Consider the following 14,701-nt stretch of genomic DNA (forward strand, 5'->3'; position numbering starts at 1 on the left):
TTGCACCATCTCTCCCCCTGCCTCCCCTGCCTCCCTATCTCATTCTCTATGCCAAGTGCATCTTTAAAACGCTACGGGGTGCTTTACGAACTCTGGCTAAAACGGTTTCTTTGCCTAAACGCTGGCAAGCTTCATACCGATGGCAACCAGAAAAGCCATAATATTGTCCATCTACTTCTAGGACATCAATAGGTTCTTGCTGCCCAATCTCCGCAATCGATTCCATTAAGGCTTGCACTTTATTTGGATCGTTTGCACGGGGCAATGGCCGTTTTATCTGATTTAATGGAATTTCTTGGACTCTAACCATAAGGAGTTTATCCAACTAGTTCTGTTTTGTGTCTCTAAATAAATCATAGTCGTTATGACTTCGTTTTGCAACGTATATTTGGGGCAAAACTGGTAATGGTATCATTGGAGCGCTCATGCGACAAAAAGACCGCACTGCAAAGCAATTGGAAAATAAGCTCCAACGCCGCATTAGGGGGCAAAAGAAGCTCGATATGCTGCGCGTAGCTTGCTTCCCCATAGGGGTACGCTATCAGGTAGCCATGAAATTTTTGTTTTGGCGTTTTTCCCACACTGTGCTGACAACATTTTGTCTATTGGGATTGACTGCTGCATCAGGTCCTGAGAGTAACATCCAGGATATAGGACTGAAAATTGGGATTGTGCAGCGATTTGGTTCACAACCCACAGCCAAACTGCAACTGGAACCCACAAAAGGCGATCGCTTAAAGCTAAAATTTCAAGCGGGCAACAAGCAGCAAATCCTGCTGACAAAGAACCCTGTAAAGCTGGAAACAGTTATGCAAGCTTTACCCCAGCCAGCAGTTGAAGAAATGGTAGTCTTAGGGACATACCGTACTTTTGAAACTGCGGAAGACAGTGCTAACAAATGGCGTTCTCAGGGAATAGAAGTGGAAATCGCTCAGCCAGAACGCTGGCAGGTTTGGGCTAAACGAGATGTTTATAGCACTCCTTTATTGCGACGCTTACTATTGCAAAACATCCAAACTTCTAACAAAGATAAAGTATATCTTGATACTAAAGTTTTAAAACAATTGCCACAAGTTAGTTGGGTGGTGGATGGTAAACGCTATAGCCCAAATGATTTGGAAATCAGCACTGATAAAAACTTGATTCGGGTGAATAAAAGCGAAAAGCCAGAAAATGCTCGTCTTTATTCTGGACAGATGAATTTGCAGCCAAATGCTTACGGCACATACACTTTAGTTAACCAAGTCCCTTTAGAAACTTATTTACGTGGGGTTGTGCCTTACGAAATAGGAACGGATGCACCAAAAGCAGCGCTAGAAGCCCAAGCAATTCTCGCCCGGACTTATGCTTTAAGAAATTTACGCAGGTTTGCCGCAGATAACTATCAGTTGTGTGCCGATACTCACTGCCAAGTTTATTATGGGCTAAATGGAGCGGCTGCTAAAACAGACCAAGCGATCGCCTCCACCAGGGGTAAGGTAGTAACTTATAAAAACGAACTAGTAGATGCCCTGTATTCTTCTACCACAGGTGGTGTCACTGCTTCCTTCAGCGATATCTGGAATGGCGATAATCGTCCCTATTTGCGCCCTGTGCTAGATGCTGCGACTAATTTTTGGAACTTATCTAAGCAGAGTTTGGCAGATGAAAAGAACTTCCATAAATTTATTAATATCCAACAGGGATTTAATGAGAGCAAATGGGATGCTTTTCGTTGGCGCAGAGAAACCCGTTTAGAGGATATTATCAAGGACTTGCAGAAATTTTTGCAGGTAAAAAACAGTCCTCATGCCAAATTTAAGACAATTCAGGCTATGGCAGTGGTGAAGCGAAGCGAGAGTGGACGCATCCTTGAACTCGCGGTTAAAACTGATAAAAGCACCTTTATTCTCCACAAAGACGAAGTTCGCAGTGCCTTTGCTGCTCCTACAAGTACGTTTTTTTACCTAGAACCTCTGAATAAAGGCAAACCAGAACTGTGGGGATACGCTTTTATTGGTGGTGGATTAGGACATGGAGTTGGCTTGAGTCAAACTGGCGCTCAAAATCTAGCAAAACTAGGTTGGTCAAGTCCTAAAATTCTCCAATTTTATTATCCTGGTACTCAGATTCAAGTTCTCAACAAAGAGATTAAATTCTAAGCTAATCGCTTTTTACAGCAGTTTGCTTTTTGAGTGAGGTACAAAATACAGGACTCAAAATTAGATAGAAAAAGTTTCTACCTCCTTATTCCTACCTCTATCTAGAGGTAGGAATAAGGAGTCAACAAAAGGCAAAATTGCTGAGGTGGAACTCTATACTAAAAAAATTAAGCAGGAACACTAAATTTACTGTGTTCCTGCTCAACATGAAATCAGTCTTTTTTTCAAAGTGGCTTTAAGAGGCACACACAAATTGATGCTTAGTCTTGCAGCATTGAGACCTTGGACGATCACTCAGTCCAAATGTTCGAGCAACTATAATCACCAATAGAAATAGGTTTTTGGCTATTTAGTTTTGCTCTTAATAGAGTTCTTCTTCTTTGTGAGTTTCGATTGTGACATTAGAAGTTGGGTAAGCAACACAGGTCAGTACATATCCAGCTTCTATTTGATCGTCATCTAAGAATGATTGATCGCCTTGATCGACAGTACCTGATACGAGTTTACCTGCACAGGTAGAGCAAGCACCGGCACGACAAGAGTAGGGCAGGTCAATACCAGCTTCTTCAGCTGCGTCTAGAATATAGGTATCGTCCTCAACATCAAGAGTTGTGTTCAGCCCTTCAGCCTCGTTAATTAGTGTCACTTTATAGGTTGGCATTGAGTAATCCTCTCTTTTGTGAACGGCAGTATAAGTTATCTTAAGGCAAAGGTCGCGGCTGTTCTTGAGAATTAGCCGCTAGTTTATATTTGCTTCAATTCTGATACTACGAGAAAAATTAAACTATGTAACTCGAAATTGAACCCGATTAGTAATGAAATTTAGTTGCTTAATCCCGATAAGTTTTATTTATGTATTTACTGCCCTAGTTGAGCTGTGATAATAAAAAACTATGTTCTAGCTAAGAAAACATGATTAAATTTGATGTTATTTAAATTTGCAGCAAGGATTTTTAATCCATAAGATCGGATTTTTGTCAAGACAATCAAGAAACTTGAGAGGTTGTTTGAAACCAAGAAACTTCCTGCAACAACTCGGAAAATTTTAAGACTAACAAAAACCGATTTTTAAGCAGGTTACATAATGAGTTTGTGCCAAGTTTTTATATAAAATGATTATGTCTAATTCAGGAGCAGCTTTGGAAAAAGCAAGAGTGCGTGTAGGTTTGGTAGGTACTGGGTATGCGGCAAAGTTCCGGGCTGAAGCATTGCTCCATGATGAGCGATCGCAGTTGATGGCGGTTGTTGGTCATACCGCAGAAAAAACAGAAGCCTTTGTCAGAGAGTACCAGATTAAAGCATTAAGTGCTTGGCAAGAGCTAGTAGAGCGTGAAGATGTAGACCTAGTGGTGATTTGTACTGTTAATCGAGATCATGGTGCGATCGCTCGTGCAGCACTTACCAATGGCAAACATGTAATTATAGAGTATCCCCTTTCGTTGGATGTAGTCGAAGCAGACGAACTTATTGCCCTAGCCAAAGCACAAAAAAAACTCTTGCACGTGGAACACTTAGAACTTTTGGGTGGTTTGCATCAAGCCTTGAAGCAAAACTTAGCCAAAGTCGGTGAAGTGTTTTATGCTCGCTACAGCACCATCAATCCCCAAAATCCTGCACCCCGTAAATGGACTTATAACCACGAGTTGTTCGGTTTTCCCTTAATTGGGGCCCTGTCTCGCCTACATCGCCTCATCGATTTATTTGGTACAGTATTTACTGTTAACTGTCATCAGCGATATTGGGAAATAGAACCGGAATATTACCAAACCTGTTTTTGTACTAGTGAACTGTGCTTTAACAGTGGACTTTTAGCCCAAGTAGTATATGGCAAAGGCGAAAGTATTTGGCAATCAGAACGCAAGTTTGAAGTTCACGGAGAAAAAGGTGGTTTAGTCTTTGATGGCGACACAGGAATTTTCATCCAGCCAGGGGAAACAACATCTATAGAGGTTGGCCCTCGTCGGGGTTTGTTTGCCAAAGACACAGCTATGGTGTTAGACCATCTTTTTGATGGCACTCCTTTGTACGTTACCCCAGAGCAGAGTTTGTATACCTTAAAGGTTGCTGATGCTGCTCAAAGAGCTGCACAGACAGGGTTCACTATGTTTATGTAAATTTGTCTAGATAAAAGTTAATGAAAACTGAACTAATTGTCATTTTATCCCAACGAGAAATAGAGAAAATGCGTCAAGCTGGGCGTTTAGCAGCCAAACTTCTCCAGCATCTCGAACCGTTTGTGAAGCCAGGGGTTAGCACTCTAGAACTAAATGATGAAGCCGAACGTTGGACGCAAGCGCATGGAGCAAAAAGCGCACCTCTTGGCTATAAGGGTTATCCAAAATCGATTTGTACCAGTGTCAATGAGGTAATTTGTCATGGCATTCCCAACGCCAAGCAGATTCTCAAAGATGGTGACATTATTAATATCGATGTAACGCCCATTGTTGAAGGGTATCATGGCGATACATCCAAGACATTCTTTGTTGGCACTCCTTCCCCAAAAACGAGAAAGCTGGTAGAGGTGACAGAAGAGTGTTTGCGCCTGGGTATTGCTGAAGTTAAACCTGGGGCACGCATTGGCGATATTGGTGCAGCTATTCAAGAGTATGCTGAAGGGCAAGGCTTTTCTGTAGTGCGAGATTTTGTTGGACACGGCATCAGCAACATTTTTCACACTGCGCCGGATGTTCCCCATTATGGTACTCGCGGCAAAGGCAAGCGCCTGAGACCGGGGATGGTTTTTACTATTGAGCCAATGATTAATGAAGGTACTTACGAAGTCGAAGTTCTCAGCGACAAGTGGACTGCGGTAACGCGCGATCGCAAGCTTTCTGCTCAATGTGAACATACCTTAGCCGTAACTGAAGATGGCGTTGAAATTCTCACCCTACCTGAAGGCGAGAATTACTAAACTGGTAGGTTTTTCTACTATTGAATTAACATAATGGCTCTAACTGTTGCTGCGGAAAATGTCACACTAGAGCAAGTAATATTGTTCTATGGATTAGAGTTTTTTTGATGTCTATAACCGGAGCAATGAGTTGTATAGTGTACTTCAGATTTTGAAGCATATTAGTCAATTGCCTAATCAAAGATAGTTAGAATAATCAAGAGCAGCAATACCTGCTCTTGTACTGAACCTGGAAGGACAAATGTCTATGGTATCAGCCACTATTAATACAGGTAATATTGGCTCTGAGGAATTCGTTGCTGGCTATCTAGATGATATACGCTACGAGTTAATTGACGGAGAAATAATCGACTTGGAACCTACTGGACTTCATGAACAGGTTGCTGGGTTAATTAATCGTAAGCTTAACGTAGCAATTGATCTGCTCAACTTGCCTTGGTTTATTCCCATGAAATGCCTAATTAAGCCATTAGGTCAAAATTCAGCCTTTAGACCAGATGTTGTGATTCTTGATCAGACTAGTTTGGCAAATGAACCATTATGGAAAACTGAGCCAGTTATTACACTAGGCAAGTCTGTAAAGTTAGTAGTAGAGGTTGTCAGTACTAATTGGCAGAATGATTATGCTCGGAAAGTGGAAGACTACGAAGCTTTAGGTATTGGTGAGTACTGGATCGCGGATTATCTAGGGCTAGGAGGCAAACGCTACATTGGCTTATCCAAAGAACCTACAATCACGATTTATCAGTTAGTTGATGGAATTTATCAAGCACAACAGTTTAGAGGAACAGAACGCCTCATCTCCCAAACGTTTCCAGACCTGAATCTGACCGCAGAACAGATATTTGTTGCGGGTCGCTAGAGTTAGAGATTGAGGAAAACGTCGTATTCTTTGGGAATAAACATTTACACTTTTTAAAGCTAATAAAGTAAAACATATATGGAGGTAAGATTATGACTCAAGCGTTGCCCAAATTACTCACCTTCAACGAATTTATTGAATGGTATCCCAATGACACTAAACGCTATGAATTGCACAAAGGAGTAATTATTGAAATGCCACCCCCAACCGGAGCGCATGAAAAAGTTGTTGCGTTTTTGTCGCGGAAATTAACCGTGGAGTTTGATCGTCTTAATTTACCCTACGGAATCCCCAAAACTTCATTTATCCAAATTCCTTCTGCCGAATCCGCTTATTCGCCTGATGTGTTGCTGCTAAATCTTGATAATCTCGACAATGAACCGCTTTTTCAAAAACAGTCAACAGTAAGCCAAGCCGCATCAGTTCCAATAGTTATAGAAGTTGTTTCAAGCAACTGGCGAGATGATTACTACAATAAACTTAGAGATTATGAAGAAATGGGAATTCCCGAATATTGGATTGCTGATTATGCTGCATTGGGTGCAAGAAAGTTCATCGGGAATCCCAAACAACCAACTATTTTTGTATGCGAATTAGTTGATGGCGAATATCAAATGACACCTTTTCAAGGCAACACAGCGATTTTATCACCTACATTTCCTCAATTAAATTTAACTGCACAACAGATTTTTAATGCGGCTAACTAATTTTTTATCTACTATTTAAAGACGCGATAAATCGCCGTCTCTACAAGTGTTTTGGGCTTATCTAAAAACTATCTTCCCAACTTATTAGGAATACCTTCACAACCACCAGGAATAGTAGCTCTAGTTTTTTCGCCACCCCAAGTACAACAGTAGCAACGTGCAGACTCAGACATCCGTTGCACATTACTGAAATCGGCATTTTCCACTACAGCACCAGTTTGTTCGCCGGTTTCATAATCTGGGGGTTCAGTCCGACTGCGGGGTGATGCTTTATCTACTAAACCGTAGAATAGGCGAATGCCGTTGATGTCGGCACCAGTAAGATTAGCATTATATAAAATTGTGCGGGAGAGGTTGGCTTTTACTAAGTCACAACCGGTCAAATTAGCGCGGACAAGATTAGCTTCGCTGAGGTCAGTCCAACGCAAATCAGTGCCAGAAAGGTCGGCTGCGGCTAGCATTACACCTAAATCGATGACACGCAGACCTTCCAGACGGTCTTCTGCATATCCGCCAGTCCCATCGAGAATGGCTCGACCTAATAGGCGATCGCGTTTTAGGGGTGACAACAACTTGGAACGTGAGAGAAAGCGGAGAATTTTCGCTTTACCACTACCATCAACGCTACTTAAAATTGCCGCAGTGCGTCCTTCAGCGATCGCTCTTTCTTGGGGCCAATCTTCTAATAATCCTTCTTCATCTAACACCAAGTCTGAAATGCCTTGGAAATAGGAATCAATTGTCTGTTGCTGGGTGATAATATTTTGCTGAATCGTTAGCATGTTTTGCTGAATTGTCAAGTCTTTGGAAATAACATATTGCCGCCACGCTACATAAACGGCAATGATGGCGATCAGAATTTGTCCCAAAGCACCAAACCATTCTGCTAGGCTACCAGCAATGTCCCAGTTAATTTTGCGTCCTAAAGCAAGTAAGCGATCGCTCACACCTGTGAACCTGATCAAGCCGATGATTGCTATTATTAGCCCCAAAAAGGCCACAAACAGGGTGCGTTCTTGGGGTGAAAACCACTCGTTTAAAACTTCTTGGAACCAAGGCAATAATATCGCTAAGGATAACAGCAAAGTTATCAGTGTTCCGATAATACCAACGATCCAGTTATTGAGGATAATTCCAATAAAGGTGATGGCGATCGCTATTAGAGTAATTAGCAATGCCCTTGGCTTAACTGTGAATTGGCTGGTAATGGGTTGCTTGAAGTCAGAACGGGCTTGTTGTAAAGCAATTGTATGTTGCGGAGATTGTAAAGACCCAATCACCGCGAGTACTTCTGAGGTTAGGTTTCTCTCAGTTGAACTACCGTCAAAGTCATCCGGTTGCAAGTCGTTTTCGGGGACTGGTTCTGGGGTTGGTAGATTAGAGGAATCGGATTCAATCGTCATGTTTTCTATTTTGCCCCTTCAATCCTGGTTATGCAGCGTTCCTACGGTGTAAATTGTTAAAAAATAGGCTCAAGATTATCCTGCTTGTGCTTGTGGCAACTATCACAATTGCCCTAACAATAATCGCCAGACCTGTTACTCACCTGACTTTAAAAGCTTGGAGCGATCGCAATGATCGTCAACCTCTGCCTCCTGGCACGGTTGATGATGCCAGTCACCTGACATCAGACACAGGTGACAATTAAGCAGGTTAAGAGTCAGCCTGGAGTTGCTGAGGTGCTACTACAGTCTGTACTTAGAGATGCTTTACGTCAAGGTAAGAAGGTAGCGATCGCAGGTTCACGCCATACTATGAGTGGTCAATAATTTGGGATAATTTATTTTTTGCAAGTCGCTAAATGAAGTGTATCTGATGATTTTAAGCTCTTTACTCTGTGTCCTCTGCGCGGCAGTCGCTCATGGGGGAAACCCCCTTCTCTACGAGACGCTCCGCGTTCGCGTAGCGTTCCAAAGGAAAGGCGCTAGCCTCTCCCTTTGGGAGAAGACCGAGCTGCCTTGCCTCTGTGGTTAAAAAACTTTTAAACCGCAGAGGCACAGAGATCGCTGAGAAAAAATAAGAGATTTTATAAGTCACATTGAAAGACCTATTTGAAAAACTATGTCGTAGGGGCAATTCATCAATTGCCCCTACGACATGGATAAAAATATATATTGTGGGGTAAGCATCTTGCTCTCCCTGATTAATCAGCGTGCAAGATATCCACCCCACAAAATTGAGTAATTTATTTGTTGGAATTCCCAGTCCTTTGCCCTCAATTAAGGTGCAAGGGCATTACCCCGAATTAGACTACCAATGGTTTTGGCAGTAATCTTCAATTGGGTGATGGGATTAGCTGGGACAACCGTTTTATACAGATAGCTATCGAATGTTAGCCGTTGTACATCGAGGTCATCACACATTTCCACAAACGCTTCGCGGGTAGCGTCGGAACGATAGAACACGCTTTGCAGAATGTCCAGCACCTTGTAGGTGAGTCCGTATCTTTTATCCCAACGCTTCAGGTAAACCTTGAGGTCGCCTTCTGTAGGAATACGGCTACCACTGTTAGATGCTTCTACAATGGTTTCGGCACACATCCGCCCAGATTTAGCGGCAAAATAAATACCTTCGCCAGAGGATTTGGTAACGTAACCAGCAGCATCTCCCACCAAAGCGATGCGACCAACGACACGACGGGGACGGGGATGTTCAGGAATGGGGTGGGCTTCGACTTTGATGATTTTACCGCCTGCCAATTTTTCGGAAGCACGGGCGCGGATACCAGCTTGTAACTGTTTGATGCTGGCTTTGTTGATGTGCATTGTGCCAGTACCGACAGCTACGTGGTCATATTTGGGGAAAACCCAAGCGTAGAAATCGGTCGAAACGTCATCACCGACATACATTTCGGCGAGGTCGTTATAGTAGGCCATTTTGTCTTCGGGTAAGCGAATTCGCTCTTGGAAAGCGATCGCATAATTGTAATCCCCAGCGTCCATTTCTTTGGCAACGCGAGAATTAGCCCCATCTGCCCCAATGATTAAATCCACCTTCAGGGTTTTAGCAATCCCCTGTGAAATACCTTCTGTATGGTCAACGTAATGGATGGTATAGGGATCAGTATTGTTTCCTGGTATATCAAGTTTATGAACAGTGGCATTAATTAAATTTGCGCCTAATTTTGCCGCGCGATCGCGCAAAAAGCCATCCAGCACTTCCCGGCGGCACATTCCTATATATTCATCTTCATTTACCAGATTGATATCAACTTCCCGATTAGAAGGTGAAATCATTTTCATCTTCCGTACCCGGCGATCGATAATCTCTGGTGGTAAGTCAAATTCACTCACCATACATAGGGGAATTGCGCCCCCACAAGGCTTTGCATTGTCTAGCTTCCGCTCAAATAGGTAGGTTTCAATCCCAGAGGCTGCCAGTGTTTCAGCGGCAGATGAACCAGCAGGGCCTGACCCAATAACAGCAACCCGTAGTGTCAAAGGTCTTTCTCCCAAATCTTCACATTTACCGAGAGCATACTACCACGGTCTTTCTAGTGATTTGGCGCTTTTCCTCTAGGTTTCTGCTTAAATGCAATATTCCTTAATGTTTCGATACGAATTGAGATTGGGAATAGGGTATTGGGAATGGGGCATTGGGCATTGGGAATTGGGAAGAATGAAGAATATTGCCTAGTCCCCAGTCCCCAATCCCCAGTCCCAAAATATGCAGATTTCGTTGTTCGATTCTTTTGCTAGACAAGTTAGTGTCGCCGCAATTACCGGATATCAAAAGTACATTTCCCCACACAAAGGTTTTGCTTGTGCCCACAGAATACTATATGGCGGCGAATCATGCTCTGGGTACTTCAAGCGGGTAATTGCTAAGGAAGGGTTAAAAGTAGCATTTGTCAATTCTCGTAAACGATTTCAAGCTTGTAAAGAAGCTAACCATATTTTGCGTAAAAGCGCAGTAGCTTTCCGCTATATGTCTATGTCAATCGAGAATTCAGAAGAATCCACAGAGGAAGAAGCAGAAACACAGCAACGAAAACAAGCATCTGGTAAAGTTGGTCAAACATCCTCATTTGTTAACAGCAACAATACTGAATGTTTTGATTGTGCTGATTTGGGCTGCAATTGTGCCGAGATACTTAACATGACTCCTGATTGTAGTCCCCCGGATTGTGGTTTTCTTGATTGCAGTGGCGCTGATTGTAGCTTCCTCGACTGTGGCAGTTGCGGTAGCTAAATCTTGTTCATCTAAAAATAATTATGTATGGTATATGTAAGACACAGTAATCCTACCAAGGATCTGTAGATTTAGTTGCAGAGGTATAGCAGCAGTGGGCATAGTAGTTGAGAATGTCTCCAAACAATTCGGGAGTTTCAAGGCTGTTGATGAGGTTAGCCTGGAAATTAAGAGTGGTTCGCTAGTTGCGTTGCTTGGGCCGTCGGGGTCGGGTAAATCTACGCTACTACGGTTAATTTCAGGTTTAGAAATGCCAGATAGCGGCAAAATCCTGCTTACTGGTAAGGATGCTACATACCAAAGCGTGCAGCAGCGCAATATTGGCTTTGTATTTCAGCACTATGCCCTATTTAAGCATTTGACTGTCAGGCAGAATATTGCTTTTGGCTTAGAAATTCGTAAGGCACAGCCAAAGAAGATTAAAGGAAAGGTAGAACAATTACTAGAGTTGGTGCAATTGAGTGGATTAGGCGATCGCTATCCATCACAACTTTCTGGTGGTCAAAGACAACGGGTAGCCTTAGCAAGGGCATTAGCAGTAGAACCTGAAGTATTACTTCTAGATGAACCCTTTGGCGCACTTGATGCTAAAGTCCGCAAAGATTTACGGGCATGGTTACGCCGCCTCCATGATGAGGTTCATGTTACCACGGTTTTTGTCACCCACGACCAAGAGGAAGCAATGGAAGTTTCCGATGAAGTTGTGGTCATGAATAAAGGGCGCGTGGAACAGGTGGGGACACCATCGGAAATTTATGATAATCCTGCCACCGCATTTGTGATGAGCTTCATCGGCCCGGTAAATGTATTACCCAGCAACTCGAAGATTTTTCAAAGTAGCGGGTTTGATGCGCCACATCCACAAGTATTTTTGCGCCCGCAAGATGTGATTTTAGAAAAGGCTGCTAACGGTGCCACTACACCTGCAACAGTGAGCCGATTGATACATTTAGGTTGGGAAATTCAGGTAGAATTAACTTTCGATGATGGGCAAGTGGTGATGGCCCATTTAACGCGCGATCGCTTTAATGACTTAGAGTTAGAACCGAAACAGCGTATATATGTCAAGCCAAAGGATGCGAAATCCTTCCCTGTGTCTTATTCAATTTAGACTTTTGCCAGTTTCCCAACGATCAAAACCCCTAGTTAATCGCTGTCTAATTCAGCTATTGGCTAGGGGTTTTAATCTTACGTAGGTTAGAGAGAGCATCACTTTACAATGCTAAAATTGTCTACAATTGTAATGGAATAAAATAGCAGAACAATTAAATTGATTAGCCAATGAATAAAAAGTCAATTAATTAATAGTATAAGAAATACAGAAAATATTTAGGTGACATAGTTATAGTAACGTAAGTAATATTTCGTCAAAACATTAAGATAAAATCTCTATTTCATTGCAACTAAAATCTGTATTTGGGTATTAAATAACATTAAACAAATCCACTAAAAGCATTGAAATATCCAGCGAAAACCTGGTCACTTAGTTAGGTAAATAAACTGATTTTTAACGTTGATTTAGACTTGAATAAAGCTGCTTGTATTTGTCTTTGTGCCAGTGTATAGACCAACAAGCATAACAACACCGAAACTTCCAAGATGAAAACCCTAATTATTGACAATTATGACTCTTATACTTTTAATCTTTACCAATTAATTGCAGAAGTAAATGCAGAGTATCCCACTGTGATTTACAACGATCAATTTGCATGGGATGAACTGCAAAATTGGGAATTTGACAACATTGTGATTTCACCAGGGCCAGGTCGTCCTGAAAATCTAAAAGATTTTGGGATCTGTAGTCAAGCTATTCAAAATACCCAAGTGCCACTTCTAGGTGTTTGTCTTGGACATCAAGGACTTGGTAATGAGTATGGAGGAAAAGTTATTCATGCACCCGAAGTTCAGCATGGTCGGATCAGTGAAGTTTATCACAGTGGTACTGATTTATTTGCGGGAATTCCTTCCCCTTTCTCTGTTGTGCGCTACCATTCTTTGCTGGTTGCAAATGACCTACCAGACTGTTTAGAAAAAGTAGCGTGGACAGAGGACAATCTGGTGATGGGAATGCGCCATCAATCTTTGCCGCTATGGGGTGTGCAGTTTCATCCAGAGTCAATCTGTACTCAGTATGGACAAACCTTATTTGAGAATTTTAGAGAGATTACCCTAAAATTTGCCCAAGAGCGAGGCAATAGTCCGAGAAAACACTATTGGGTAGGAGATAGTGGTGCTGCTCCCATACCTCCAAGTTCTTCTTCCCAAAAACAGCAACAGGAATTTCAACTTTGTACGCAGAAGCTGAATCTGTATCCCGATACCGAGCAAATGTTTGTGCATTTGTTTGGCAAATCACCAAATACCTTCTGGCTAGATAGCAGTCTGGTTGAATCTGGTCTTTCTCGCTTTTCCTTTATGGGAGATAGCGGTGGCGAAAACAGTCTGCTAATTCGCTATCAGACGCGATCTGCCGTAGACGGCAGCGCTTCGCTAACGCAGGAACTCACAATTACACAGTCTGATAACATAAGCTGTAAGACAAAGGGGATTTTTGAATATCTCCAGCATGAAATTGAACGGCGACATTGCCCATCTGATGATTTACCCTTCGATTTCAACTGCGGGTTTGTAGGTTACTTTGGCTATGAACTAAAGGCAGAGTGCGGATCTAAATTAAATCACGCCTCTAGCTTACCTGATGCTATGTTTCTGTTAGCTGATCGAATGATTGCAATCGATCACCAGGAGCAAACCCTCTATCTGCTTTGCCTAATTCAGCACGGACAATACGACTTAGCAGAAGCCTGGTTTGAATGGACAAAACACCAGATTGACCATCTTCTTCCCCTATCGCCTATTGTTCCACCAGAAGTTAAGACACCTGTTATTTTCCGCTTAAGTCGGTCTGAAAAGACTTATCTTGATAATATTCAGATGTGTTTGCAAGAAATTCACGAAGGAGAAACTTATCAAGTTTGTTTAACAAACAAGATTCACACAGACACAACACCCGATCCCCTAGTGTTCTATCGTTCATTACGCCGCATCAATCCTGCTCCATACTCTGCATTTTTGCGCTTTGGTGATTTGGCGATCGCTTGCTCATCTCCAGAGCGATTTCTGCACATTGATTGTCAAGGCTGGGTGGAAACAAAGCCCATTAAGGGAACGCTACCACGAGGAAAAACACCCAACGAAGATTTTATCCTGCGTGAAAAATTGCGGAACAGTGAAAAAGATCGGGCTGAAAATCTGATGATTGTGGATTTGCTTCGCAATGATTTAGGACGGGTTTGTGCAGTCGGTACTGTCCATGTTCCCAAATTGATGGATGTGGAAACCTATGCTACGGTACATCAACTGGTGACGACTATTCGCGGTCATTTACGCGCTGATATGAGCGCCACAGACTGCATTCGCAACGCCTTTCCCGGCGGTTCGATGACAGGCGCTCCCAAACTCAGAACCCTTGAGATTATCGATCGATTAGAGCAAGAAGCACGGGGAGTTTACTCAGGAGCGATCGGCTTTTTGGGATTGAATGGTTCGGCTGATTTGAATATTGTCATTCGTACTGCTGTGCTGACTCCAGAGGAAACCTCAATTGGCGTTGGCGGCGGCATTGTGGCGCTTTCTGATCCTGAAATGGAGTTTCAAGAAACACTTCTGAAAGCAAAGGCATTGATTCATGCCATGATGATCGCCACGCATGGAGCCTTTGATTCTAACCAATATTACATCCAGGGGATAGAAACAGAGGCTTTTGATAGCTATAAAAAAGTGCGAGCAGTTTCCTAGCCGCCGCTAACTTCAGTCGGGTAACTCGCTCAAAATCCCAACAGGTGGGATTTTTGTTAGACTACTCACCTGTGCGTAACCAATATAAAAA

General features: G+C 42.6%; 14 protein-coding genes. 10 read left to right on the plus strand and 4 right to left on the minus strand.

Going from position 1 to position 14,701, the window contains the following annotated elements:
* Window positions 1-46 precede the first annotated feature (46 nt).
* Entirely contained in the window at window positions 47-310 is a 264-nt protein-coding gene (locus G1O98_RS09435; RefSeq protein WP_012410090.1) for a sulfiredoxin, read from the minus strand.
* 115 nt (window positions 311-425) lie between these two features.
* Between G1O98_RS09435 and G1O98_RS09440 the strand changes: the two genes are divergently transcribed.
* Window positions 426-2,141: a SpoIID/LytB domain-containing protein gene (locus G1O98_RS09440; protein ID WP_163928559.1), complete on the plus strand. Its 1,716-nt coding sequence runs from the start codon at window positions 426-428 to the stop codon at window positions 2,139-2,141.
* A 361-nt stretch (window positions 2,142-2,502) separates the two neighbouring features.
* On the opposite strand, the gene G1O98_RS09445 is transcribed toward G1O98_RS09440, so the two are convergent.
* Window positions 2,503-2,802 (minus strand): ferredoxin, encoded by a 300-nt coding sequence (locus G1O98_RS09445; protein WP_012410088.1) that lies wholly within the window; start codon window positions 2,800-2,802, stop codon window positions 2,503-2,505.
* 457 nt (window positions 2,803-3,259) lie between these two features.
* On the opposite strand from G1O98_RS09445, the gene G1O98_RS09450 reads away from it, so the two are divergent.
* The 4 genes from G1O98_RS09450 (at window position 3,260) to G1O98_RS09465 (ending at window position 6,621) form a co-directional block, all read left to right on the plus strand.
* Window positions 3,260-4,255: a Gfo/Idh/MocA family oxidoreductase gene (locus G1O98_RS09450; protein ID WP_175586606.1), complete on the plus strand. Its 996-nt coding sequence runs from the start codon at window positions 3,260-3,262 to the stop codon at window positions 4,253-4,255.
* Between the two features lie 20 nt (window positions 4,256-4,275).
* The gene (map, locus tag G1O98_RS09455) at window positions 4,276-5,052 is read left to right on the plus strand and encodes a type I methionyl aminopeptidase (RefSeq protein ID WP_163928561.1); all 777 of its coding nucleotides are present in this window, start codon (window positions 4,276-4,278) and stop codon (window positions 5,050-5,052) included.
* Between the two features lie 241 nt (window positions 5,053-5,293).
* Entirely contained in the window at window positions 5,294-5,914 is a 621-nt protein-coding gene (locus G1O98_RS09460; RefSeq protein WP_163928562.1) for a Uma2 family endonuclease, read from the plus strand.
* 92 nt (window positions 5,915-6,006) lie between these two features.
* Complete coding sequence (locus G1O98_RS09465) at window positions 6,007-6,621, plus strand: Uma2 family endonuclease (RefSeq protein WP_163928563.1); 615 nt, start codon at window positions 6,007-6,009, stop codon at window positions 6,619-6,621.
* A gap of 68 nt (window positions 6,622-6,689) precedes the next feature.
* Here the strand turns inward: G1O98_RS09465 and G1O98_RS09470 are convergent, their stop codons facing one another.
* Complete coding sequence (locus G1O98_RS09470) at window positions 6,690-8,024, minus strand: pentapeptide repeat-containing protein (protein ID WP_163928564.1); 1,335 nt, start codon at window positions 8,022-8,024, stop codon at window positions 6,690-6,692.
* 92 nt (window positions 8,025-8,116) lie between these two features.
* Here G1O98_RS09470 and G1O98_RS09475 point away from each other — a divergent pair, with 92 nt between their 5' ends.
* Window positions 8,117-8,269, plus strand: a complete 153-nt coding sequence (locus G1O98_RS09475) for a hypothetical protein (protein ID WP_163928565.1) — start codon at window positions 8,117-8,119, stop codon at window positions 8,267-8,269.
* Window positions 8,259-8,390, plus strand: coding sequence for a hypothetical protein (locus G1O98_RS40660; RefSeq protein WP_265578546.1), 132 nt, complete (start codon window positions 8,259-8,261; stop codon window positions 8,388-8,390). Before G1O98_RS09475 ends, G1O98_RS40660 begins: the two co-directional genes overlap by 11 nt.
* Window positions 8,391-8,840: 450 nt before the next feature.
* On the opposite strand, the gene chlP is transcribed toward G1O98_RS40660, so the two are convergent.
* Complete coding sequence (gene chlP / locus G1O98_RS09480; protein WP_163928566.1) at window positions 8,841-10,061, minus strand: geranylgeranyl reductase; 1,221 nt, start codon at window positions 10,059-10,061, stop codon at window positions 8,841-8,843.
* Window positions 10,062-10,287: 226 nt separating this feature from the next.
* On the opposite strand from chlP, the gene yidD reads away from it, so the two are divergent.
* The 3 genes from yidD (at window position 10,288) to pabB (ending at window position 14,610) form a co-directional block, all read left to right on the plus strand.
* Window positions 10,288-10,812, plus strand: coding sequence for a membrane protein insertion efficiency factor YidD (gene yidD, locus G1O98_RS09485; RefSeq protein WP_163928567.1), 525 nt, complete (start codon window positions 10,288-10,290; stop codon window positions 10,810-10,812).
* A 94-nt stretch (window positions 10,813-10,906) separates the two neighbouring features.
* Window positions 10,907-11,923, plus strand: coding sequence for a sulfate/molybdate ABC transporter ATP-binding protein (locus tag G1O98_RS09490; RefSeq protein ID WP_012410079.1), 1,017 nt, complete (start codon window positions 10,907-10,909; stop codon window positions 11,921-11,923).
* Window positions 11,924-12,411: 488 nt separating this feature from the next.
* Complete coding sequence (gene pabB / locus G1O98_RS09495; RefSeq protein WP_163928568.1) at window positions 12,412-14,610, plus strand: aminodeoxychorismate synthase component I; 2,199 nt, start codon at window positions 12,412-12,414, stop codon at window positions 14,608-14,610.
* Window positions 14,611-14,701 lie beyond the last annotated feature (91 nt).

This window comes from Nostoc sp. UIC 10630 (assembly GCF_010747425.1).
GTDB lineage: Bacteria > Cyanobacteriota > Cyanobacteriia > Cyanobacteriales > Nostocaceae > Nostoc.